23 protein-coding genes and 1 pseudogene are annotated in these 23,417 nt (G+C 34.6%); 2 read left to right on the forward strand and 22 right to left on the reverse strand.

Annotation, left to right across the window (positions count from 1 at the left end):
* Positions 1 to 8: 8 nt before the first annotated feature.
* The 18 genes and pseudogenes from HMPREF2846_RS12395 to HMPREF2846_RS14000 all read right to left on the reverse strand — a co-directional run bounded on the left by HMPREF2846_RS12395 (position 9) and on the right by HMPREF2846_RS14000 (position 15,341).
* Positions 9 to 2,804, reverse strand: a complete 2,796-nt coding sequence (locus HMPREF2846_RS12395) for a 2-oxoglutarate dehydrogenase E1 component (protein WP_057510512.1) — start codon at positions 2,802 to 2,804, stop codon at positions 9 to 11.
* Between the two features lie 183 nt (positions 2,805 to 2,987).
* Entirely contained in the window at positions 2,988 to 4,352 is a 1,365-nt protein-coding gene (locus HMPREF2846_RS12400; protein ID WP_023015211.1) for a HAMP domain-containing histidine kinase, read from the reverse strand.
* Complete coding sequence (locus HMPREF2846_RS12405) at positions 4,349 to 5,011, reverse strand: response regulator transcription factor (RefSeq protein WP_002480931.1); 663 nt, start codon at positions 5,009 to 5,011, stop codon at positions 4,349 to 4,351. The genes HMPREF2846_RS12400 and HMPREF2846_RS12405 overlap by 4 nt, the downstream gene beginning before the upstream one ends.
* An 84-nt stretch (positions 5,012 to 5,095) precedes the next feature.
* Positions 5,096 to 5,237 (reverse strand): annotated as a pseudogene (locus tag HMPREF2846_RS14815) (hypothetical protein); the annotation flags it as partial.
* A 156-nt stretch (positions 5,238 to 5,393) separates the two neighbouring features.
* Entirely contained in the window at positions 5,394 to 6,017 is a 624-nt protein-coding gene (locus HMPREF2846_RS12410) for a phosphatase PAP2 family protein (protein WP_070626752.1), read from the reverse strand.
* Position 6,018: 1 nt separating this feature from the next.
* Positions 6,019 to 7,107: an undecaprenyldiphospho-muramoylpentapeptide beta-N-acetylglucosaminyltransferase gene (locus HMPREF2846_RS12415; protein ID WP_023015209.1), complete on the reverse strand. Its 1,089-nt coding sequence runs from the start codon at positions 7,105 to 7,107 to the stop codon at positions 6,019 to 6,021.
* 17 nt (positions 7,108 to 7,124) lie between these two features.
* Positions 7,125 to 7,631, reverse strand: coding sequence for a GNAT family N-acetyltransferase (locus HMPREF2846_RS12420; protein ID WP_002480934.1), 507 nt, complete (start codon positions 7,629 to 7,631; stop codon positions 7,125 to 7,127).
* Positions 7,632 to 7,644: 13 nt separating this feature from the next.
* A complete protein-coding gene (locus tag HMPREF2846_RS12425) occupies positions 7,645 to 9,111 on the reverse strand; it encodes a S41 family peptidase (RefSeq protein ID WP_083310003.1) in 1,467 nt (488 codons plus the stop codon).
* A 158-nt stretch (positions 9,112 to 9,269) separates the two neighbouring features.
* Positions 9,270 to 9,491, reverse strand: coding sequence for a YozE family protein (locus HMPREF2846_RS12430; RefSeq protein ID WP_002480936.1), 222 nt, complete (start codon positions 9,489 to 9,491; stop codon positions 9,270 to 9,272).
* Entirely contained in the window at positions 9,491 to 9,991 is a 501-nt protein-coding gene (locus HMPREF2846_RS12435; protein ID WP_070626754.1) for a PTS sugar transporter subunit IIA, read from the reverse strand. Before HMPREF2846_RS12435 ends, HMPREF2846_RS12430 begins: the two co-directional genes overlap by 1 nt.
* Position 9,992: 1 nt before the next feature.
* Complete coding sequence (gene msrB, locus HMPREF2846_RS12440; protein ID WP_002480938.1) at positions 9,993 to 10,427, reverse strand: peptide-methionine (R)-S-oxide reductase MsrB; 435 nt, start codon at positions 10,425 to 10,427, stop codon at positions 9,993 to 9,995.
* The gene (msrA, locus tag HMPREF2846_RS12445; protein WP_070626755.1) at positions 10,420 to 10,947 is read right to left on the reverse strand and encodes a peptide-methionine (S)-S-oxide reductase MsrA; all 528 of its coding nucleotides are present in this window, start codon (positions 10,945 to 10,947) and stop codon (positions 10,420 to 10,422) included. The genes msrB and msrA overlap by 8 nt, the downstream gene beginning before the upstream one ends.
* 104 nt (positions 10,948 to 11,051) lie before the next feature.
* A complete protein-coding gene (locus HMPREF2846_RS12450) occupies positions 11,052 to 11,888 on the reverse strand; it encodes a DegV family protein (protein WP_002480940.1) in 837 nt (278 codons plus the stop codon).
* Between the two features lie 14 nt (positions 11,889 to 11,902).
* On the reverse strand, positions 11,903 to 12,382 hold the full coding sequence (locus tag HMPREF2846_RS12455) for a dihydrofolate reductase (RefSeq protein WP_002480941.1): 480 nt from the start codon (positions 12,380 to 12,382) through the stop codon (positions 11,903 to 11,905).
* A 33-nt stretch (positions 12,383 to 12,415) separates the two neighbouring features.
* Positions 12,416 to 13,369 (reverse strand): thymidylate synthase, encoded by a 954-nt coding sequence (locus HMPREF2846_RS12460; RefSeq protein ID WP_002480942.1) that lies wholly within the window; start codon positions 13,367 to 13,369, stop codon positions 12,416 to 12,418.
* A gap of 118 nt (positions 13,370 to 13,487) precedes the next feature.
* Positions 13,488 to 13,922 carry a bacilliredoxin BrxA gene (gene brxA, locus HMPREF2846_RS12465; RefSeq protein WP_002480943.1) on the reverse strand — a complete coding sequence of 145 codons (435 nt, stop codon included), beginning with the start codon at positions 13,920 to 13,922 and terminating at the stop codon, positions 13,488 to 13,490.
* A gap of 90 nt (positions 13,923 to 14,012) precedes the next feature.
* Positions 14,013 to 15,131, reverse strand: a complete 1,119-nt coding sequence (locus tag HMPREF2846_RS12470; RefSeq protein ID WP_070626756.1) for a conserved virulence factor C family protein — start codon at positions 15,129 to 15,131, stop codon at positions 14,013 to 14,015.
* 15 nt (positions 15,132 to 15,146) lie between these two features.
* Complete coding sequence (locus HMPREF2846_RS14000; protein ID WP_081600395.1) at positions 15,147 to 15,341, reverse strand: zinc-finger domain-containing protein; 195 nt, start codon at positions 15,339 to 15,341, stop codon at positions 15,147 to 15,149.
* 204 nt (positions 15,342 to 15,545) lie between these two features.
* Here HMPREF2846_RS14000 and HMPREF2846_RS12475 point away from each other — a divergent pair, with 204 nt between their 5' ends.
* Together HMPREF2846_RS12475 and HMPREF2846_RS12480 are read left to right on the forward strand one after the other, a co-directional pair.
* Positions 15,546 to 16,253: a queuosine precursor transporter gene (locus HMPREF2846_RS12475; protein WP_002480945.1), complete on the forward strand. Its 708-nt coding sequence runs from the start codon at positions 15,546 to 15,548 to the stop codon at positions 16,251 to 16,253.
* 47 nt (positions 16,254 to 16,300) lie between these two features.
* Complete coding sequence (locus HMPREF2846_RS12480) at positions 16,301 to 16,693, forward strand: ribonuclease HI family protein (RefSeq protein WP_070626757.1); 393 nt, start codon at positions 16,301 to 16,303, stop codon at positions 16,691 to 16,693.
* 66 nt (positions 16,694 to 16,759) lie between these two features.
* Here the strand turns inward: HMPREF2846_RS12480 and HMPREF2846_RS12485 are convergent, their stop codons facing one another.
* The 4 genes from HMPREF2846_RS12485 to HMPREF2846_RS12500 all read right to left on the reverse strand — a co-directional run bounded on the left by HMPREF2846_RS12485 (position 16,760) and on the right by HMPREF2846_RS12500 (position 23,291).
* Entirely contained in the window at positions 16,760 to 17,647 is an 888-nt protein-coding gene (locus HMPREF2846_RS12485) for a 5'-3' exonuclease (RefSeq protein ID WP_023015204.1), read from the reverse strand.
* 19 nt (positions 17,648 to 17,666) lie between these two features.
* On the reverse strand, positions 17,667 to 21,107 hold the full coding sequence (locus HMPREF2846_RS12490; RefSeq protein ID WP_070626758.1) for a dynamin family protein: 3,441 nt from the start codon (positions 21,105 to 21,107) through the stop codon (positions 17,667 to 17,669).
* Positions 21,108 to 21,242: 135 nt separating this feature from the next.
* Positions 21,243 to 22,139 carry an EamA family transporter RarD gene (rarD, locus tag HMPREF2846_RS12495; protein WP_002480949.1) on the reverse strand — a complete coding sequence of 299 codons (897 nt, stop codon included), beginning with the start codon at positions 22,137 to 22,139 and terminating at the stop codon, positions 21,243 to 21,245.
* Between the two features lie 27 nt (positions 22,140 to 22,166).
* Positions 22,167 to 23,291, reverse strand: coding sequence for a THUMP domain-containing class I SAM-dependent RNA methyltransferase (locus HMPREF2846_RS12500; protein WP_070626760.1), 1,125 nt, complete (start codon positions 23,289 to 23,291; stop codon positions 22,167 to 22,169).
* Between the last annotated feature and the right edge of the window lie 126 nt (positions 23,292 to 23,417).

The raw sequence follows: 23,417 nt of genomic DNA on the forward strand, positions 1-23,417 counted from the left end.
ATTTCCCCCTAATTTTTGTTAAGACTCTCTTCGATAATAGATTTTTGAACGAGTTTATGATTTTCTCCGTCACCTTCAGCTGGCGCAGAACGTTTAATACGACCGCTATATTGCAATTCGTATTGATCGCTAGCGATATCACTTAAGTAAGGATATACGAACAACCAAGCACCTTGGTTTTGCGGTTCTTCTTGAACCCATGCAATTGTTTCAAGGTTTGGCAACTGATCAATAACTGCTTTGATTTCGTCAGCTGGGAATGGATATAAGCGTTCTACCGCAATCAATAAAATCGATTCATCCGGTTCTTTTTGCAGACGTTCCTTCAAATCAATAAACATTTTACCTGAAGCTAAAATCACTTTTTTGACTTTGCTTGCTTCATGCTCTTCTGGCAAGATAGGTTCGAAATGGCCTTGTGTAAATTTATCGATTGTGTCAGCTACAGTTTTATTTCTTAATAAACTTTTCGGTGACATGACAACTAGTGGACGCATTGCATCAGTATCCAAGCTTGCTGCTTGTGCACGTAATAAGTGGAAATAGTTACTTGAGCTAGATAAATTTACGACAGTCGCGTTATTCTCAGCTGAGAGTTGTAAGAAACGCTCTAATCTTGCTGATGAGTGCTCTGGACCTTGTCCTTCATATGAATGTGGTAAGAACAATGTTAGACCTGAGCGTTCGCCCCACTTCGCATAACTGCTGAATAAGAAGTTATCGAACATCATTTGTGCCATATTCGCAAAGTCGCCGTATTGAGCTTCCCAGATATTCATAGTACCCTTGTTTTCAACATTGTAACCGTATTCGAAGCCTACAACAGCTGCTTCAGATAGCGGTGAGTTATGAACATCGAAGGATGCACGTTGATTTGGTACATGTTGTAAAGGCACATATTCTTCGCCAGTATCAGGGTTATGCAATACCGCATGTCTGTGACTGAAAGTACCACGTTCACTGTCTTGACCTGTTAAACGAATTGGTGTGCCATCTTGCATGATTGTCGCAAATGCAAGTTGTTCAGCTTGTGCCCAATCTACTAAACCATCTTCTTTTTCAAATGGTTCTCTACGTTTTTCTAAAACTTTGTTCAGTTTTTTCAAGACTTCAAAACCTGTTGGATATGTTAATAATGCATCATTGATTGATTTCAATTCTTCGAAATCAAATTGACGATCATCAGGTTGAAGCGGTAAGTCAACATTGTCCGGTTTAGACATATCTTGTGTTGTTGTTTTATCATTTTTATCGATTTTATCATGTGCTGCACGTAGTTCTTTTTGAACATCATCTAAGATGTCATTCTTTTCATCCTCAGAGATAATGCCTTCTTCAACCAATTGGTCACCATAAATGTGATCTACAGTTGGATGCTTACGGATGGCATGATAAGGAATTGGGTTTGTAATAGATGGTTCATCCATTTCGTTATGACCATAACGACGGTAACCGACTAAATCGATAACAACATCTTTGTTGAACTCTTTTCTGAAGTCCATTGCAATATCAATTGCTTCAATTGTTGCTTCAACATTGTCTGCATTAACATGCATAATCGGTACATCATAACCTTTAGCAACATCTGTAGAATATGTTGTTGAGCGACCATCTTGTGGCTCTGTAGTGAAACCGATTCTGTTGTTAGTAATCAGATGCAATGAACCGCCTGTTGAATACCCCTCTAAGTTGCCTAAGTTCATTGTTTCAAAGTTGATACCTTGTCCTGGATAAGCAGCATCACCATGAATTAAAATCGGCATAGATTTGCTGAAATCTGTTTGTACTTTGCCGCTTTGATGACGGTCATCTTGTACAGAACGTGTTTTACCTAATACAACCGGTGACACGATTTCTAAGTGACTTGGGTTGTTTGCTAATGAAATGCGTTGTTCTATACCATAAGTGTCTGTTGTTTTCGTACCGCCTAAGTGATATTTAACGTCACTTGTCCATGCTGAACCTGAAGTTAATTCTAGACTGCCGTCTTGTGGTAGGAACTTCATTGGATCAGTATGCATGAATTCAGAAATCATCATTTCATAAGGTTTTTCTAACACATGTGTTAAAACGTTGAGGCGTCCACGGTGTGCCATACCTATTTGAATATTTTGAATTTCTTCTTTAGCTGCACGACTTAAGATTTGTTGCAGCATTGGCACAAGGGTATCTACACCTTCAATAGAGAATCGCTTTGCCCCTACAAAGTTTTTATGAAGATATTTTTCGAAACCTTCAACATGTGCTAATGTCTTGAATAATTCTAGCTTTTGGCTTTTATTTAAGTTTGCTTTATATGGCGTTTCAATACGTCGCTTGAGCCAAGCGCGTTCTTTATTGTTGTTAATGTGTGTGTATTCAAAAGCAATCGGCCCTTTATAACGCTTTTCCATGCGTTGGATTGCTTCATAGGCATTGTCATAAATATCAGAAAAATGATCTGACACAATGCCTGAAGAAATTTGCTCTAAATCTTCTTTTGTTAAATTGAAATCTTCAAGTGTCAATCTAGGAACATTTTTACGTTCTGGTCGATTGACTGGATAAATATCTGCCTGCAGATGCCCATATTGTCTGATGTTATCGATTAAACGCATAACTTGTTTAATTGTCATATCATCAGAACTTGATGAAGGTGCTGCAGCCACCTCTCTGTTGTCATTGTTAATTGTACTAAATAGAATTTGTAAATCTTCAGAGACAGAAGTTGGATCTTGTAGATATTGATCGTATAAATCAATAATTACCCCTAAGTTAGCTCCGAAATTTACAGGTGCTTCACTAACCTGTGTATATTTCGTCATATTACTCCCTCCACAATATATTGAAACGCTTACAAATAAATAATATCATTAAATGTTCACAAATTAAAGGGAGAATGACGATTTGATGGCATGAAAAAGAGCCGATATGACGGCTCTTTATACACATATATAACCTTAAATATAATATTGTACAATAATAGACGAATTATCATTAAAATGTAATTATACGTTGAAGGTAATTTTGAATGTAGTAAACGTATCAACCTCACTTTCAACTTGAATCGTACCGCCATGTAAATTCACTATATTTTGAGCAATCGATAATCCTAAACCATTACCTCCACGTTGTCTAGAACGTGATTTGTCTACGCGATAAAAACGGTCAAAGATAAAGTCTAAGTCTTTTTTAGGAATGCCTGAACCATGATCGGTAATCTCAATAGTTGCTTGTCTATTTTTAAGTGCAGTACAAATTTCTATTCTTTTCTCTCTTGTATCATATTTAATCGCATTATCCAAAAAGATAAGCAATACTTGTTCAAGTTGATAACGATTAATATTCAGCCATATTGGTTTCACTGATGGTGTAAATGTAAAACTATAATCAGGATGTAATTGTTTGAGAGATTTTAGTCTAGATTTAATCTCGTCATTCACATCAACAGGTTCTACATCTAAAGCATCTTTATAGGTAGATTCTTTCGTTAATAGTAACAGCTCTTCTACTAACTTGGTAATACGATTCATTTCTTCGATTGTTATATCTAATGATTCTTCTAAAATTGCTGGGTCTTTCTTACCCCATCGTTGGATAAGATTTAAGTGACCTTGAATGATTTGAAGCGGTGTTCTCAGTTCGTGTGAAGCATCTTCTACGAACTGGCGTTGTTGATCAAATAGTTCTTCAATTTGAATCATCATATCGTTGAATGTATCAATCAAGTCAGTTGTTTCATCGTATTCTGTCGGTAGTTCTAACTTTTCCTGGAAACCATCTCTACGGATTTTACGCATTTTGTTAGCCATAATTGTAATAGGTTTTGCGATTTGTGCAGAAAAGATATAACTTATAGTGGCAGTAATAATAATGGCAATAATACCAAATAACACCGATAAGATGATTAATGAATGCATAACACTATCATAACTTGCGAGCGAATGGATAATCACAGAATAACCATGAAACTTTTCAGTTTCGACTGGATGAGAAACGATTAAAAAGTTTGCATCTTTAATACGTTGCACGTAAACACTGTGATACTGAGAAGGTTCAATACCTTTTGTGCTATTAATAAAATCACTCATAGTCGATGTTTCGGTTATCTTTTGTTTGTCATTATCAAACAGAATCACTTTTTGGAAATTACCAAGTGATGCGTTTAAATCTAAAGGTTTAATATCAACCAAAGATTTCGTCGCAAGTAAAGCAGAAACGTTATCAGCACTTTTTTCTGCATCATTAATTTCACTGTCTCTTAAAGTGATGCTCAAAAAGTAAATGATGACTAAGCTGAAAATGAAAACAATCAAAAACGTAATACTCGTAGTAATTAGCATCCATTGAGTTTTTAATTTTCGTTGCTTCATTTGCGTATCACATAACCGACACCACGTACTGTTTCGATTACCTTTTCTTTACCAAACGGTTTCAATTTATTTCTCAGATAACGAATATAAACATCCACTACATTGGTTTCTACTTCGCTGTCATAACCCCAAACATGATTTAATATTTGTTCACGTTGCAAGACATGATTTAAGTTTTCAGAAAGCAACTGCAACAAGTCATATTCGGTTTTAGTTAATTCAACCTCTTGACCATCAATCGTAACACGAAAGGCTTCTTTATTAATTTGAATGCCTTTAATATCGATGATGTCTTTAGCTGGTTGGCGTCTTAATGTTGCACGAATACGTGCTAATAGTTCTTCGATATCGAATGGCTTTACGATATAATCATCTGCACCATAATCTAAACCTGCTACTTTATCATATGTATCACCTTTTGCTGTGATGATAATAATTGGAGTAGATTTGACTTCACGTATTCTCTTACATATTTCTAAACCATCCATATGTGGCAACATCAAATCGAGTAAGTACAGATCATATTCTTTTTTTAATGCTGTTTCTAATCCTTCTGCACCATCATTTTCAATATCAACTTCATAATTCTCATGTACTAATTCTAATTCAATGAATCGAGCTAAGTTTTGCTCATCTTCTACGATTAATATTTTTGTCATTGAAAGCACCTCAATCATGATTTTATCATAATCAAAACGTTTAAGAACGAATGAAACGAATCAAATGATTAATTGTGACAAAAATATGGAGTTGAATAAAAAAGTGAAATTATTTTTGATTTCTAATTGACAACCATTCTCAATAATGTATAATAGTAATTGAAAATGATTATCAATCACAAATGAGACATCCCCCCCACATTTCGTTCTTAATTGGATTGGTCATTTTCGATTTATCCCCTTTTATATATGCCCGTAAATACTGACGTTACAGTAAAAGTAACGTGACATACTTAACCGATTCTCAATTAAGCAGAATCGGTTTTTTTCTATTATAAATTAAAAAAGTGAGATTAAGCAGCACTTAATCTCACTTTAATTCTCATTTAGCAAAGGCTTTGAATTTACCTTTGAACAATAATGATACAGATAAAATACATACAGCACCTGCAAGCACGCCTGCAATGACATCAGTAGGATAATGTACACCTAAATAAATTCTAGACATACAAATCATCGCAATCATGAAGATGCAGAATGAAGTCATCATCACACGAGGTGTCCCGTGTAAGTAATGGCTTGAAATTGCAATCAAGCTACCGAAGAAAGATGTAGAACCTTGCGCGTGGCCACTTGGGAAACTATAGCCACCAATTTCTACAAGTCTTAATTTAGTAGGACGCTCTCTATCAATTGTGTTTTTCATAATTGGATTAGAGATACTTGAAACTGCCATCACAATCGCAAAGAATAAAGCTTCTATTTGCATTTTACGCATTAATAAAAATGCGACAACACAAAGTGAAAGGAAGATCATTGACCATACTTCGCCTATCCAAGTTGCACCCATAAAAATACTAGTTGTAATGATGCTGTGTGAGGCATAAATAAAATCATAGACTTCTGTATCAATCCAATTACCGATTCTATTTTGATGGAACACAGCAATCGCGCTGAATATCAATGTAAATACTAGAATCAGTGAAATTCTTTTAGCTCGACTCAACTCAGCTTTCCCTCGTTTCCTTTTGGTTTGTATCTTTAAGAATCTTGTCTAATAAATCTTCTTTAGTAAATAGCTGGTGATAGTTCGACATTTGTTGTTCAATAGTTGAACGATTATTTTCAATCTCTTTTAACGCATCCATGAATTTTTGTTGAGAAGCTTCATCTTCTGGTAATGTTTGCGCATACCCTTTAGATTGGAAATATTTTGCATTATCAATCTGATCGCCACGAGACTGGTCTAATCCTAATGGAATCAGCAACATAGGAATGTTTAATGTTAAGAATTCATAGATTGCATTAGCACCTGCTCGGCTGACTACCATGTCTGTAATCGCGAGTAAATCTGTTAATTCACTCGTCACAAATTCAAATTGACGATAACCTTCTTTTTGAATAGATGAATCAAGTAGTCCTTTACCAGTTAGATGAATGATTTGATAATCTTTTAATAATTCGTCAAGATTGCGTCGAATTAAATCATTAATCGTTTTACTGCCTAAACTGCCGCCCATGACTAATAACACTTTTTTCTCAGCGTTAAATCCTGTCAGTTGATAACCTTTTTCTTTGTTACCCTGTTTTAAGTCATCTCTAACAGTTGCACCGACAAAATCTGCTTTTGCTTTTGGCAGATATTTTAATGTATCTTCAAATGTTGTATAGATTTTATTTGCGAATTTTAGAGAAATTTTATTCGCAAGACCTGGAGTGATATCTGATTCGTGAATAATCACCGGGATATTTAATGAACGTGCCGCGATGACTACAGGTACAGATACAAATCCTCCCTTAGAAAAAAGTAAATCTGGTTTTTGTTTCTTTAAGATTTTACGTGCGTCTAAAATTCCTTTGAGTACTTTAAATACATCCTTGATATTTTCAAATGATAAATATCTGCGTAACTTCCCGCTGGATATCGGGAAGTACGGTGTATTTGGTAATTGTGATGAAATCATATCTTTTTCAATTCCATTTTTAGAACCTACATAAAAAGTTTGGTAACCTCTTTCATTCGCAATTGGAATCAAACTTAAATTGACTGAAACATGTCCGACTGTTCCGCCGCCAGTAAATGCAATTTTTGTCATGATAAATACCTCTATTCTTATTTTAAAATTCTATAATAGGCATAGAATGATTCTTCCTTATCGTAAGGAGGATAATTTAAATTGGCTTCGCCTGCTTTATGAAAACCAAATTTTTCAAATAAGTTTTGCGCGCGTTGATTCGCAGCATACGTATCAGTGAGTAACACATCAACGCCGTGATCTAACGCGCGTTCAACAGCAAAGTTAAATAATGCTGTTGCTGCGCCTTTATAATTAGCAGAACCTGCAAGTCTATGAATGACATAAGCATTGGTTCTATCTATCGGCCATTCTAGTTCATCATACCATTTTGATTGATTTTGGTCGATAACAATATAACCATAAATTGTATTCTCCTCTTCTAATACAAATAATGATTTATTTGTAATATCTTCCTCAAAATGCTCTAGTAATGGATAGGCTTCATCCCATTGTGGATTATTATCTTCTGCCATAATTTTTTTGGCTTCTTCTGTCAATGCGGCTACCGCATTTAAATCTTCTTGTGATGCGTTTCTGATCATAAATTGTGCCCCTTTATTTTAATTTTTTGATTAAAGTATCTAACATTTCATCATCTTTATTCGCTTTATCTACTAACTTTTCTGCGAATTTTTGATTCGTTTCTTTATCAAATTTGCCTGTTACTGGTAATTGATTATCTTTTTGGAAATCTTCAACTGCAGATTTGAGTTTTGCATCATAGTCATTGTTTTCTTTTCCAACTTGATAATCCAAAGCTTTTAAACCGATTTTTATAGATTTGACATTTTTATCTTGATCGCCTTCTTTAAACACTTTGTCATCAGGAATCATTGATAATGATTGATACTTAGGAGATGCAATTTCGACATCTGGTTTGATTCCTTTACCATGGATATAAGTACCGTGTGGTGTTAACCATTTCATTTCAGTATATTTTAATAACGAACCATCTGAGTATTCTTGTGTGGTTTGTACAATACCTTTACCAAATGTCTTTTCACCATAAACCTTCGCTTTATTATAGTCTTTCATTGCACCAGTAAAGACTTCAGAAGCACTGGCTGAACCTTCATTGACAAGGATAGATACTTTCATATCTTTTGCTTCTTTTAATGGATCGGTCGGAGTATTCACCGATTCTTTTTCTTTCCCTTTTTGCAACTTCACAACCGGTTTATTTTTATCGATGAAGATATTCGACATTTTAACGGCTTCATTTAATAATCCGCCTGGATTATTACGTAAATCTAATACAATTTTTCGTACGCCTTGTTTGTGTGCTTTCATAATATTAGTTTTCAATTCAGCGGCTGTATCTTCTTGGAATTTATTAATCGTGAAGACACCAACATCGCCTTCTTTTTTGTATTCAACACTTTTAACGTGGATTTTTTCTCTTTTGATTTTAATGTTTTGCTCTTGGTTGGCACGCTTAATAGTTAACGTAACTTCAGTACCTTCTTTACCACGTACCATTTTGACTACTTCTGTCAGTGACTTACCTTTAATAGATTTCCCATCTACTTTAGTTAAAACATCTTTGGGTTGTACACCTGCTTTTTCTGCAGGAGATCCTTTCATGGGGCTGGTTACACTGATTTCTTTATTACGTTGCTGCATTTCAGCGCCGATACCTACGAAATCACCTGAAACGTCTTCATTAAATGATTTGGTTTCATCTTTTGTCATATATTGTGAATAAGGATCTTTTAATGATTTAACCATACCGTTAATGGCAGCTTCAGATAATTTTTCTGAATCTTGTTTTTTATAGTAATCATTGGCTAATGTTTGATATGTACTTTCAACTTTACTGAATGATTTTCTTTGTGAGTCGTCTAGCCCTGAAAATTTGTGTGCTATCGCGATTGTCGCAAAGACTGTAAGGATAATCGTTAACAACAATGCGAGTATACTAAATGTGATGAATTTCCATCTTTTAATTTTAAAAAACTTAGGTGCCTTTTTTGAGTCTTGTTCATCTGAAGGTTGATTAGTTTCATCATTATGTTGTGTCACTCGGATATGCCCCTTTCTTAAATTACGTTGATGTGCATAAATAAGTTCTAGTTTGAATGGATAATTAATTTTACCAAATTCAGCACGTTCATCAACTTATATATGGCTATATAAAAAATAAAAGGGCTGGTGCCTCACACCAACCCTACGTCAAAAATTTAAAATTTTAACCATTCCTGATATTCATCAAATAAGTCATCAAATACATACATTGGTGAACTGATAGAAGCTTCAGTCTCTATATAGTCTGACAATGTATGAAAGTCTGACTCATGTTTTGGAAAAGCTAAATCATCAAAAATCTGTTCTGCTAATTGACCTTTTTCATCAGGTCTGCCTCGCACAGTAAGCGCAAATTGATAAAATGAATAATCTTTCATTAACCCATTGTCACATCAATTACTTTTGTTTCACTTTTAACTAATTGATCTTGCGGGTGGATATCGATTTTATCTGCTTGATCTGTATTAGTAATAATAATTGGTGAAATGACTGATTTAGCGTTATTTCCAATATAGTCTAAATCAAATTCAACTAGTGGATCTCCAACTTTTACTGTATCGCCGCTTTCAACTAATACATTGAATCCTTCACCATCTAAATGAACTGTATCTAGACCGATGTGAATTAATAATTCTAAACCGTTATCAGCTTTTAAACCTAACGCATGTTTAGTTGGGAAGATATTGTCAACTTTACCTTCAATTGGTGAAACAACGACACCTTCGCTTGGATTAACACCGAAGCCATCACCCATCATTTTTTGCGCAAATACTGGGTCTGGAATATCTTCGATTTTAACGTATTCACCAGAAATCGGTGCATAAACCTCGATTGACTTATCTACTTTATCCTCTTTGCCAAATAATTTTTTAAACATATTATTTCTCTCCTTGGTTCTTGAAATGTGGAATCAAATCACCATATCCAAGTTCTTCTAATTTATCATAAGGAATAAATTGTACAGCAGCTGAATTGATACAATATCTTAATCCGCCTGTTTCTTTTGGTCCATCATTGAAAACGTGACCTAAATGACTGTTTTCAGAACGTACTTCAGTTCTTACCATACCAAATGACTTATCTACAAGTTCAATGATATCATCGTCACTTAGAGCTTTAGAGAAGCTTGGCCAACCACAATCAGAATGAAATTTTTCTTCTGAAGTGAATAGTGGTTTGCCTGAAAGTTTATCGATATAGATACCTTTTTCGAAATGATTCCAATATTCATTTTGGAAAGGAGGTTCTGTACCATTTTCTTGAGTAACAAGATATTCCATATCTGTTAATTCATTTTTACTTTTTTTAAGCATTTTGCTCCCCCCAATGTCTTTCTATAAAGTCTTTTCTTCCTGAACCTTTTTGATACTGTTCATAATGCATTGGATTCTTTTTATAATAATCTTGATGATAAGATTCTGCCGGGTAAAAGTTTTTATATGGTTTTACCGGTGTGATCACAGGTTTATTAAAAATCATTTGTTCGTTTAACTGCTGGATTTTAGATTGTGCAGCTTTTTCTTGTTCTTCGTCATGGTAGAAAATGACCGGTTGGTAACTTTCACCGCGATCGAAGAATTGTCCACCATTATCTGTTGGATCGAACGTCTTGAAAAAAACATCTAATATATTTTCAAATGAAGTGATTTCAGGATCATATTCAATTTGTACTGCTTCAACATGTCCTGTTGTGTTCGTACATACTTCTTCATAAGTTGGATTTTCTACGTGGCCGCCACTGTATCCTGAGACAATATTCTTAATACCAGGATATGATGTGAATGGTTTTACCATACACCAGAAACAACCGCCAGCTAATGTTGCATATGCCAAAATATTACCTCCATTCGGCGTTTAGTCAATTCTAAATTTATCATGACTGCACTTTATTTTCTATTAGTTTGCTTTAACCCGATGATTTTCATGAGAATTATCGATTATTGACGCAAGACAACGAATCCTACTGCACCTTGTCCAGTATGTGTTGAAATAACTGGTGTTGTCGTATTGATTTCAACTTCAGTATTATTTTCTTCAATCGCAAATTGTTGTTTAAACTTATCTACAAAATCTAATGCATTTGCATGAGCTAAGCCGATTTTTTTAATCGAATGATTTTCAATGAACTGAGCAAGCTCTTTTTTAATAATTTGAATACTCGACTTTTGCGTACGTGCATTATGAAGGATTTTAATTTGTCCATCATCAAGAATGCCCACTGGTTTTAAACGCATCATATTACCAATCATACCTTTAGCTTTACCGATACGTCCGCCTTTAATCAGTTGGTTTAATTGGCCAATCACTACAAAGAGTTTGATATTGCTTTGTAAATGTTTTAATTTTTTAAGAATTTCTTCTGTTGATAACCCTTCGTTATTCCATTCAACAATATGTTCCAGTTGGAAACCAAGGCCGAATGAAATGGATTTTGAATCAATAACTGTAACTTTTGAATCAGTCATTTGACTAGCTTGATACGCAGTTTGATACGTACCGCTTAATCCAGATGTCATATGAATACTAATGATTTCTGAGCCGTCTTTTCCTAATTCATCGTACATTTCAATAAATTTACCAATAGGAGGTTGGCTGGTTTTGATATCTACATCTTCTTCTATTAACTCAATTACACGTTCAGAAGAAATGTCTTGTTGGTCGATATAAGATTTGCCTTCAATCGTTAAATTAAGAGGAATCACATGAACATCGTGCTCTTTTAGATATGATTGAGGTAAATCTGTTGTTGAGTCTGTGACAATTTTTTTACGCATTTCCATACCTCCTATTACTTTTTACGAACAAGATGTAAGAACGTGTGCGGAATTTTATTGCGTTCATCTTGTTCTCCTTTAACTGAAGATTCAACTTCCCAATCTTCAAAGGTATAAGGTGGGAAGAACGTATCTCCTTGGTATTTATCTTCAATGACAGTAATGTACATGTCATCTACTTTATCGATAAATTCTTCAAACAATGCTTGGCCACCGAAAATGAAGACATGGCCAGGCAAATCATAAATATCCTCAAAATTGTGTATGACATCTACACCTTCAGGATGAAAAGATTCATCACGTGTTAAAACGACGTTACGTCTGTTTGGAAGCGGTTTGCCGATAGATTCATATGTTTTACGGCCCATTACGAGTGTATTGCCAGTACTTAATTTTTTGACATGTTTTAAATCATTAGGCAAATGCCATGGTAGTTGGTTATCCTTACCGATTACTCTGTTTTGATCATGCGCAACAAGAATAGAAAGCGTCATATTCTTATCCCCTTTCAAAAATTCTAATTGTTTTTATACAGCGATAGGTGCTTTAATACCTGGGTGTGATTGATAATTTACAATCTCCAAGTCTTCATATTGAATATCAAAAATTGAACGATCTGTATTGATTTTTAATTGAGGTGGTTCGTAACTTGAACGACTTAATTGTTTTTTGACCGCATCGATATGATTAGAATAGATATGCGCATCACCAATCGTATGCACAAACTCACCGACTTCTAAGCCGCATTCTTTTGCTACTAAATGTGTTAGTAAACTATAACTTGCGATATTAAATGGAACTCCTAAAAATACATCTGCACTACGTTGATATAATTGGCAACTTAGTTTGCCGTCCTGTACATAAAACTGGAACATCGTATGACATGGCGGTAATGCCATCGTATCAATTTCTGCTGGGTTCCATGCAGATACGATGTGACGTCTAGATGTAGGGTGAGTTTTGATTTGTTCGATGACTGTAGCAAGTTGATCATAATGTTGACCATCTGCACCAACCCAATCTCGCCATTGCTTACCATATACATTCCCTAAATTGCCGTGTTTTTGCGCAAAATCATCATCGTTTAGAATGCGTGATTTAAATTTTTCCATTTCTTGTTGGTAAACTTCGTTGAATGCTTCATCTTGTAATGCTCGATGTGCGAAATTCGTCATGTCCGGGCCATGATAATCTTCTGATTCAACATAGTTTTCAAATGCCCATTCATTCCAAATATTATTGTTGTATTCTAGTAAATATTTGATATTTGTGTCGCCTTTCATAAACCAAATCAGCTCAGTCGCAATCAACTTAAAGAATACTTTTTTAGTTGTTAATAAAGGGAAGCCTTTACTTAAGTCATAGCGTGATTGATGACCGAATTTTGAAATGGTACCAGTACGTGTACGATCATCGCGTTCGTTCCCGATAGCTAAAATTTCCTTACATAGGTCATGATATGCTTCGTCGAATGAATTCATACCTATCTCCTCCTCAAATCGTATGTATCTCCAATTATAAAAAATGGGACAATTGATGGACTGATTCAGCCATCAAATATTGTCCCGTACCTTCGATTATGAAATCAATTCAAATTGATTAACAGTTTTCATCAAACATATCTTTGATATCCATACAGATATCTTGAATATCGCGTCCCTCAATATATTCACGAGGCATAAAATGTTTTAATTCTGTACCTTTAAATAAAGCGAAAGAAGGACTTGAAGGTACTTGTTGTATGAACTCTCTCATTTCTTGTGTTGCTTCTTTATCTTGACCTGCAAAGACAGTTACTTTGTGATCAGGCTTTTTATCATTTTGCTCAGCAACTGCTACAGCTGCTGGACGAGCTAATCCAGCTGCACAACCACATACTGAATTAATAACAACAAATGTAGTTTCCTCAGCACCTACATTGTCCATATATTGATCAACTGCTTCTGCAGTTTCTAAACTTTCAAAACCATTTTGTGTTAACTCGCTACGCATACCTTGTGCGAGTTCTTGCATATATGCTTCATACGGATTCATAATATACACTCCTTGTTCATTTATAGTTTATTTTACATGAAATAATCAGAAATGTAATCTAATTAATTTGTTGATTCATCCTAATTCCGCTTATTTATTACGGTTAGCAATTTGTTTCCAAACAGATCCTAGTGCTTCGTCACCTTTTTCAATACGAGAGATGGCCATTTGAATCTGTAACTTCACTTCGTAAGCGTCATCATCTTCATGTGCTTTCAAAGCTGGTAATTGTGCTTCGCCACCTTCATCAAAAATAAACATCGCGGCACGCCAACGCACAATCTTTTGTGGATCATCTAAAGCTTTCTCCATTTCTGGTAAAGCTGCTTTAAATCCTAAATCACTTAATCCATCTCCGGCAGTTCGGCGTACACCAGGATTTTTATCCTGTAAACCTTGGTACATATATGGAAGAACTGACTCATCTTCTACCATACTTGCTAGCACAATAGCTTCGCGTCGAATTGGAATTTTAGGGTGGTTTAATGCAGCTTCGATAAGAGGATAATCTTCTTTGGTTGGTGTTGGGAAAGACTTCAACATTCTAAGTTGCGCTTTCCAATCTTCTGCCGCGTTAAATTCATCAACTGTCACATGTTGATAGTGTGCTGTTGGAACCACAATATCTGTATTTAATGCTTCTTGTTTTAATTCATTAAGTTTATTTTCAGGATATAGTGCGACAAGTTCTTCTTCAACATTATCCATAACTTCTTCTAGTTCGCCATAACGCGTACCTAAATCTTCCCACTTACGCATAAATACTACATTGTCATCATCTTTTTGTGCTGCTAGCATTGTATCGACAAAGTAGTCTGGTAATTGTCTGCGTTCTTCATCCTTAGTAGTAGTGAGTTTAATCTGATACGGGATACCTTTAAATTTGAGCACTTCCGCTTTAATTTCGCCGAAATGTTCATCAGGTGCAGGTGTATCATTTGTTTCAGTTTCAGATTCATTACTAATTGCAGCTGTAATATTAGGCAGTAATGCCTCCCAATCTGCTTTTGGTGCTTTATCCACAGCTAAAAAGTCGATGACATGGAAAATGGATTTAACACCTTCAACCTCTAAAAGTCTATTGATAAAATCAGGTTGGCCTTCTTTTACTTTTGTATAGGTGGAGGATTGATTGTCCTCTCTTTTCTTATTCAATACCACTTTCATGGTATTCGGACTTGGTGTCGGTTCAATACGAACGATTCCCATCAAAATAACCCCCAATTATTGTAGTTCGTTACCAAATTGCTTGATTTGTTTACCTACTGAACATTCGTAAATACAAAAATGATGTGCATATGTTTTCCCTTTTGTTTTACGATTATATGTTTTTAATTCACAATTTTTGCAGTAAGTGCTTAATAAATCATCTATGGAATCAAGCGCTCTTTTTTCGGATTTTGAAAAAATAATCGTCACTCCCTTTACATAATTAATAACACCTTAAATGGTTTAAGGACGATTAATTTAGCCTCATTATATCATGCGACACGGTTAACTTCATCTCTCTACTTTGTAGTTGTAACTAAATGGCTATTGCATTTAATGTACGATTTCTATAGAATATATGAGTTGAGTTGCGGTTTCTAAACACCCGCATTAACAAAATTTAGGAGGTTAATTATGTTTTACAATGAAATATTAGGTATTATTGCCTTTCTAGTGACCTTTACATTAATGGTCGCAATGTATCGTTTGTTCGGTAAGCAAGGTTTGATTGCTTGGGTAGCTATCGGAACTGTAATTGCTAACATTCAAGTAATTAAAACTGTAGACATCTTTACGATTTCTGCGACTTTAGGAAATGTAATGTTTGCGTCTATTTATTTAGCGACGGATATTTTAAACGATATCTATGGACGTAAAGTAGCTAAAAGAGCAGTATGGATGGGCTTTAGTTCATCATTAGTGATGATAATTTTAATGCAACTATCATTACATTTTATTCCCGCTCCAGAAGATATGGCACAAAAAGCGCTAAGTACAATTTTCAATATAGTACCTAGAATCGCGTTAGGTTCGATTATCGCTTATATCATCGGACAACATATCGATGTCTTTATCTTCAATGCGATTAAAAAAGTATTCAAGTCAGATCGCACATTTGCAATTCGTGCATATGGGAGTACGACATTAAGTTCTATTATTGATACTGCCCTTTTTGTAAGTATCGCGTTTATTGGTTTGCTGCCAGCAGGTGCAGTCTTTGAAATCTTTATTACGACTTACTTCTTAAAACTACTTGCTACAATCTTTAATGTGCCATTTGGTTACTGGGCTAAATCAATGTACCGAAAAGGTAAAATTCAATCCAAAGATGAAGGTTACTGATTAAGGGTATAGATAATATAATATTTTGATTAAGGATGGAATGATGTATGGCTAAAATATTTTTTGATGCAGCAGTTAAAGGTAATCCAGGACCAGCATCTATTGCAGCAACAATTATTGAAGAGAGTAACCATCAAACTTTCACGCAAGATATCGCACCTACTGACAATCATTCAGCAGAATGGCAAGCTTTTAATTTTGCCTTAGACTGTGCATTAGAATTAAATGTATCTACAGCATTAATTTATACCGATTCTAAGCTGATCACTGACAGTTTAGATAAAGGCTTTGCTAAGAATAAGAAGTTTAAAGGTTATTTAGTTGAAGCAGCGAAGAAAATGAAAGCATTTGATTTATGTCTGATTGATTGGATTCCTAGAGCACAAAATAAAGAAGCCAATCATCATGCGCAACAAGCGCTCTATCAGCAATTAAAATAAAAGAAGCGGGAGGACGTCTCCACAGTTATTAACTGTGAAACGCCCTCCCGCTTTTGTTTTGAATGATTAAAATGGTAAGAATTCTCTTTCAATAAATTTCTTAGACACTTTCAAATCGTGAGTATCTAAGACATTGAAAATATCAATGAAATCCAGATGATACTGCATTTGATTAAATAATGCTGTTACATCTAATGGTACATTAGTGTGGATTTCTGCAAGTTGTTTTGAAAGTTTCAAATCATCTAATTGGCTGATGATTTTCTTTTGTTGTGCCGGTGTCAATTCGTCAATGTGATTGATGACATTTTCTACAGACTGATATTTTAAGATTAATTTATGTGCTGTTTTTTCACCAATTCCTTTGACGCCAGGATAACCATCAGCGGTATCTCCCATAAACGCTTTGATATCGATGAGTTGAAGCGGATGTAATTGATATTCTTCTTGATAGCGTGTTAAATCATAACGGTTATAAATATTAAATCCTTTTTTAGTCAGCCAAACTTCAACATTAGGATTTATACATTGTAAGATATCTTTATCTCCTGTAACGATATAAACTTCATTATCCTCTGAAAGATTTCTACTTAACGTTCCGATAACATCATCGGCTTCATAATTTTTAACTCCAATATTAACAAACCCAAGTGCGTTTGAAATATCTTGAACTAAATCGAATTGTGGTATCAATTCATCAGGCGGTGCTGGTCTATGTTGTTTATAATCTGCAAACATTTCATTTCGAAATGTTTGTTGCCCCATGTCCCAACATACAGCGATATGTGTCGGTTGAATATCATCTATCGCTGAAAAGATGTGACGAACAAACCCTTGTACGCCATTAGTCGGAACTCCGTTTGAATTTCTCATGAATTGATGATGAATGCTTGTAGCATAGAAATGGCGGAATAATAACGCCATTCCATCTACCAGCAATACTTTGTTTGTCATACTACTTCCTCTTTCTAAGTTAAATAATTTCTTTTAATTGACGGTTAGCCGCATCAATTTGTTGAATCAAGCTATTATCAATTTTAACGCTTAATAATGCGCTTGCTTGTTCATGTATTTCATTTGAAATCTCATTTAATTGTTGATCTGCAATCTTGCCCATCTTAGACACTTGTTGTTCTAACTCTTGTCGTAATTGGTTAATGTTGTTTTGCAACAAGTCAACCGTTTCCATTGTGATTTGCTCTTGTAGTTCTTTTTGTGCTTTCAGTTGCAACAAACGCTTTTTCGTCAATTTTTTCGGAAGATGTTCGAACATTTCATTAAAATCAATATGCATCGTTGTAATTTTATCTTTATCCATTTCAATCTCAAAGTGTGGCTGCAATAAAATATGCAATTGATTCAATTGCTTAACAATAGGTGCAAGTTGATCTTCCAGTTGCTTATTAAAGAATTTTTTAATACGTTCAGCAATTAAAGTTTGTTCCATATACAATCTGCCATGGATTTGTTCAAGATATGTTTTAACTGCATCACGTTTTTCAGCATCAAAGTCATTGTTTTTAGTCATTTGCCCGTTGAATACTGTACGAACTTCATCAAACAATTGAATTTTTAAGCGTTCATTCAAGTGATATACTTGATCTTCAACTTCGTTATAAACATGTTGTTTAGTCGTTTTTAAAGTCGTATTTGGAATCGCGCCTTTTTGTTCAATCTTTCTTACTTCTTGTTGACGCGTTTCCATTTCTTCACGGTTGTTTTGATAGTCTTCTGACATTTGTGTATAAGAGGCACTAATTTGTTCAAGTTGCGCTTTCATTTGTTGTTGTAAAACAACCTTAGATTCGACCTTCGCAAAGTAATCTAGACTATCTTTTAGTTTATTTAGCCCTTCATCGCCCTCTTTTAATGCACGTCGACTAGAAACACTATAAATATCAGCAGGCATATTTACTTGTTGTAATGCATCGCTGACATAATCTTCCACAGCTTCTAAATCTTCTGTTGATTCTGCTAAATCTACTGCATTAATAATCATCTTGAATGTTTGATTTTCATTGAGTTGATTCATCTCTTTCATATACTCAATAAATGCTTTGTCGTTATCAGTAAATGAATGATTGAAATAGCTTACGTATAAAATCAAATCAGATGATGTTAATATTTTTTCTGTTTCATTAGAATGACGTTGGTTATTTGAATATAGACCTAAAGAGTCTACAATAATTTTATTTTTCAACCAGTCTATCGGTAAGTTTAAATGAACAGTTTCCACAAACGCAGCATATTCATCTTGAGCACTCCACTTTTTCACTTCATCCTGACTGATATCGTGATGGTAACCATCTTGAATCATATTTTGGTATAAATCTAATTGTTCTTTAACCGCATTAACAAAAGCAAGTTGTTCTTTCTTCAATGAATGTTTTAATTCTGTTGTATCTGTTGCTTTAAAGTCCTCTAAACTCTCAAAATGGAATTTTTGAGATTCAACTAATTGATTTAATTCCGCGAGTAATTGAGGTGCTTGTTTTAAAGTGATTGCACTTGAATTACCATATGAGAGCTCTGTTGTTGCTGCTGTAGTAGGATTTGGTGAACTTACTAAATAATTTTCACCTAGTAACGCATTGATTAAGCTGCTTTTACCGGCACTGAATGTACCGAAGACGCCGATTTTCACAATTTGTTGATCCATTCGTTCAATAGCAGCCTTTAAATCAGATTTGGTTTGTTCAAATAAAGGAACAGGATCAATGATATCGATACCTTGCTTAATTGTTTCAATATCGATATCAGATTTTAACTCAGTTTTTTGTTTAGTTTGGTTCAGTTGTTTTTTCGGTGTTTCTAGCTCTTCTTTTGTATATGTGATTTCTGTACGGTCAATCAATTTATCTAATGAATCATATAAGTGAATATAATAATGTTGATAATTTCTTGTGATGAGTGATTCACGCAGCTTACGTAACTCAATATATTTTTCATAATCATTTTGATCCGTCTCTTCTTCATCGTCGACATGTTGTGTTTCAGCATTTTCAATAGCACGTTTTAATAGAGGTTCAGATTCTTTTTTAATAAATCGATGAATAGCTTTAACGACATCGTCACAGAAGTTTAATACATAAGCATTACTGATACTCATTTGTTCTTGGTATAAATCTGTGACAAGTGAGGATGGTATTTCATAATGCTGATTTAAAATAGATTGGTTGACGTCTGTTTGGTTGATGAAGCGGGTTAAGAATGACATATCTTCTCGCATAGGCTGTCTGATTTGTTGATTTACAATATCTTGTAACGCTGTCATTACATTTTGTAAACGCTCTTCCCTAGCTTCTTCAGTTTTCTTTTTCTTATTAAAGAATCCGCCAACTTTGAATGTTTTTACTTGGCTCTCTAAGTAGAGACGAATCTTTTCACGCATTTCATGCGGCATTAAGTATGCGTTTTCTAAAATGTTTTTGCGTTGATAATTTAAATATTTATAGAGCTTATCTGGATCATTTAACAACTGTGCTTCTTCACTAACAGATTGATTCTGTTGGAAGTTTAAATAAGCTTGGTCAAATTGTGAAGCATCAATATCTAAGTTTGCTAAAATATCCTGCATTTCAGCTTGAATATATGATTTTTGGTCTTCGGTAATAAACTGTGTGATTCTTTCAATATAGTCTTCCATAGACTCGCGATGTGTATCTTGTTCGATTAAGAAATCAGACAGTGCATTAATTTGATTTTCTGGGTGGTCATACTTAGAAACATAAAATGTTTTCAGAAGTTCTAAGTCCCATTCATCTACCGCGTGCTGAATATTTTGTTTGAAAGCATCGAATGAAAGCTCTTCATCATTATGTTTATCGATTTGATTTATTACGAAGACTACTGGGATGCCTGCATGATTCAAACGTTTCATAAATTGGAAGTTCATTGCGGATTGAACATGGTTATAATCTACTGTATAAAAAATAATATTGCTGGTAAACATGAATTGTTCTGTTGATGCTTGGTGTAATGAAACGTTTGAGTCTACACCTGGTGTATCTTGTAAGGTGAATCCTTTTTCGAATTTATCAGATTCAAAACGAATTTCTACAGACTCTACATCCCCATTTTGTCTGTTTAATTGCTTCACTTCATCATAATTATTCAAGCGTGTATATTTTTGACCTTCTAAGTTTGCGATAATTTCACTTTTATCAGCGACACTGACGATTGCTGTGTTGCTGGTTGTCGGTACAGGTGAACTTGGTAAGATTTCTTGTTCTAGTAGTAAGTTGATTAATGTAGATTTGCCTGCTGAAAAGTGGCCGACAAATGTTAATGTGTATTGATCTAGATAAACTTTTTTAATGACTTGGTTGATAATATGGACCAAATCTTGATGGTTTGATTTTTCGACTTCTTTTTTTAATTTATATAAAATATCTAATTGGTTGTTACTCGTCATAGATTATGTACCCCTTTATAAATAACATTGTTTTAATTGTATACTAAAAGCGCTTTACTCTAAAGGATTAAAATCGATGTTGCGGAGAATAAAAAAGATGCATCTGACTGATATTTAGTCAAATGCATCATAATTTTAAAGACCTGGATTATTCGCATGCTTAATTTGTAAGTAGCGAGATAAGCTGTAAACGATAATTCCAGCCCAAATAAAGATAAAGGTAACGAATTGATTTGTATCAAAAGGTTCTCTGTAAATAAAAATACCTAAAATAAAAATTAATGTCGGACCGATATATTGAATGAATCCCATTAATGATAAAGGAATACGTCTTGCACCTGCAGAGAACGAAATTAATGGAATCGCTGTAATAGCCCCTGAGAACAATAGCCAGAATGTCGGCATGTTGATACCAATGGTTGTTTGATGTGAGATCCATAAATAAACGATATAAATCAAAGCTGCTGGCGTTGTAACGATACATTCAAATGTAATACTGCTTAAAGCATCAATCGGTACAATTTTCTTAAGCAGGCCATAAAATCCGAATGACACTGCTAAAATAATCGAAACAACCGGGAACTCGCCGATTTTTAACGTCATGTATAGCACACCAATAAAAGCAAGGAAAATTGCTAACCATTCTAACTTATTGAATTTTTCTTTCATAAAGATCATCGCAAGTAAAATGCTGACGAGTGGATTAATATAATAACCTAAACTCGCTTGGAGTACGTGATTATTATTAACCGCCCAGATAAATGTGCCCCAGTTTACTGTAATGATATAGCCGGCTAGAATAATAGCCCAAAGCTGTTTGGTTGTTAAGGCTTTAATGCCACTTATAAATTGTGAACTCTTTCCCATTGCCATGATTAATACAACCATAAAAATCATGGATAAAATAATACGATAAGCGAGAATTTCAAACGGACTGATATCATTGAGCAACGACCAATAAATTGGTAATGTTCCCCAAAGGATATAGGCAATTATGGAGTATACTATGCCGCGTTTAAATTCTTGATTCATCCTAGTCACCCCAATTTTTCAAACTATTTACTTTTTCTTAGCCCAATATTGATAATACGTACATTCTATATAACCATTGAAGAGCTTTCTACGTTTTGTTGCTTTTTGTTGTGTTAAAAATTCAAATTCTTTATTACTTGTTAAAATGTACTCTGATAAGTTTTTGTGCTGACGCATCAACTTACCAAGATAGCGATACATTTCTTCAACTTCTTCTCTATCACCAATACGCTCACCGTATGGCGGGTTACCGATTAATGCGATAGGTTGATCGGTATGGATATCTAAAGTATTCACATCTTTGACACCGAATTGAATGACTTCACTCAATCCTACTTCTTCAGCATTACGTATCGCAATGTCTACCATTTCAGGATCAATATCATACGCATAGACTTCAACTTCTTTGTCGTAATCTGCTTGTTGATCTGCTTCGTCACGCAATTGTTCGTATAGATCATCAGGCATGATATCCCATTGTTCTGAAACGAATGAGCGGTTAAAGCCAGGCGCAATATTTTGTGCAATTAAGCATGCTTCAATTGCGATTGTTCCTGAACCACAGAATGGATCGATTAAAGGTGTGTTGCCATCCCAGTTAGCTAAGCGAATCAACGCAGCAGCTAATGTTTCTTTAATTGGCGCTTCACCTTGTGCGAGTCTGTATCCGCGTTTGTTTAAACTTGAACCAGAAGTATCAATTGTTAAAAGTACTTCGTCTTTATGAATTGCGACTTCCAAAGGATACTTACTTCCTGTTTCATCTAACCATCCTTTATGTGCGTAGGCATCTTTTAAGCGTTCAACAATTGCTTTTTTCACGATTGCTTGAACATCAGGTACACTATGAAGCGTTGATTTAACACTTCGACCCTGTACTGGGAAATTACCATCTTCTGTAATGATTGTTTCCCAAGGTAATGCTTTGGTTTGTTCGAATAATTCTTCGAATGTTGTTGCTTTAAAGCGTCCCATGACTAATCGGACTCTGTCAGCAGTACGCAGCCATAAATTACTTTTGGCAATTGCAGTTTCATCGCCTTCGAAAAATATTCTTCCGTTTTCCACTGTTGTTTCGTAGCCTAATGCGTTAACTTCTTTTGCAACGACAGCTTCAAGACCCATTGGACATACGGCTAATAATTGATACATATGCATTGACCTTCCTTCTATTTTTGTTGATTTACTTTATTATTGTAGCAAATTTTGAAGCGGTAATATATGTGTAGTAAGCGAGATATCAAATAAAAGGCTCTATACTATTTAGGACTGGTGATA

The sequence above is a fragment of the Staphylococcus sp. HMSC056G08 genome, assembly GCF_001812305.1.
Taxonomy (GTDB): Bacteria; Bacillota; Bacilli; order Staphylococcales; family Staphylococcaceae; genus Staphylococcus; species Staphylococcus simulans.

Excerpts from the sequence above, each read along its gene's own strand:
- HMPREF2846_RS12450 (WP_002480940.1), bottom strand. The coding sequence starts at position 11,888 with ATGCGTAAAAAAATTGTCACAGACTCAACAACAGATTTACCTCAATCA.
- brxA (WP_002480943.1), bottom strand. The coding sequence starts at position 13,922 with ATGAATCCGTATGAAGCATATATGCAAGAACTCGCACAAGGTATGCGT.
- rarD (WP_002480949.1), bottom strand. The coding sequence starts at position 22,139 with ATGAATCAAGAATTTAAACGCGGCATAGTATACTCCATAATTGCCTAT.
- HMPREF2846_RS12415 (WP_023015209.1), bottom strand. The coding sequence starts at position 7,107 with ATGACAAAAATTGCATTTACTGGCGGCGGAACAGTCGGACATGTTTCA.
- HMPREF2846_RS12455 (WP_002480941.1), bottom strand. The coding sequence starts at position 12,382 with ATGACGCTTTCTATTCTTGTTGCGCATGATCAAAACAGAGTAATCGGT.
- HMPREF2846_RS12490 (WP_070626758.1), bottom strand. The coding sequence starts at position 21,107 with ATGACGAGTAACAACCAATTAGATATTTTATATAAATTAAAAAAAGAA.
- HMPREF2846_RS12395 (WP_057510512.1), bottom strand. The coding sequence starts at position 2,804 with ATGACGAAATATACACAGGTTAGTGAAGCACCTGTAAATTTCGGAGCT.
- HMPREF2846_RS12470 (WP_070626756.1), bottom strand. The coding sequence starts at position 15,131 with ATGGGAATCGTTCGTATTGAACCGACACCAAGTCCGAATACCATGAAA.
- HMPREF2846_RS12485 (WP_023015204.1), bottom strand. The coding sequence starts at position 17,647 with ATGACAAACAAAGTATTGCTGGTAGATGGAATGGCGTTATTATTCCGC.
- HMPREF2846_RS12475 (WP_002480945.1), top strand. The coding sequence starts at position 15,546 with ATGTTTTACAATGAAATATTAGGTATTATTGCCTTTCTAGTGACCTTT.
- HMPREF2846_RS12480 (WP_070626757.1), top strand. The coding sequence starts at position 16,301 with ATGGCTAAAATATTTTTTGATGCAGCAGTTAAAGGTAATCCAGGACCA.
- HMPREF2846_RS12405 (WP_002480931.1), bottom strand. The coding sequence starts at position 5,011 with ATGACAAAAATATTAATCGTAGAAGATGAGCAAAACTTAGCTCGATTC.
- HMPREF2846_RS12435 (WP_070626754.1), bottom strand. The coding sequence starts at position 9,991 with ATGTTTAAAAAATTATTTGGCAAAGAGGATAAAGTAGATAAGTCAATC.
- HMPREF2846_RS12460 (WP_002480942.1), bottom strand. The coding sequence starts at position 13,369 with ATGAATTCATTCGACGAAGCATATCATGACCTATGTAAGGAAATTTTA.
- HMPREF2846_RS12420 (WP_002480934.1), bottom strand. The coding sequence starts at position 7,631 with ATGATCAGAAACGCATCACAAGAAGATTTAAATGCGGTAGCCGCATTG.
- HMPREF2846_RS12430 (WP_002480936.1), bottom strand. The coding sequence starts at position 9,491 with ATGAAAGATTATTCATTTTATCAATTTGCGCTTACTGTGCGAGGCAGA.
- HMPREF2846_RS12400 (WP_023015211.1), bottom strand. The coding sequence starts at position 4,352 with ATGAAGCAACGAAAATTAAAAACTCAATGGATGCTAATTACTACGAGT.
- msrB (WP_002480938.1), bottom strand. The coding sequence starts at position 10,427 with ATGCTTAAAAAAAGTAAAAATGAATTAACAGATATGGAATATCTTGTT.
- HMPREF2846_RS12500 (WP_070626760.1), bottom strand. The coding sequence starts at position 23,291 with ATGTATCAATTATTAGCCGTATGTCCAATGGGTCTTGAAGCTGTCGTT.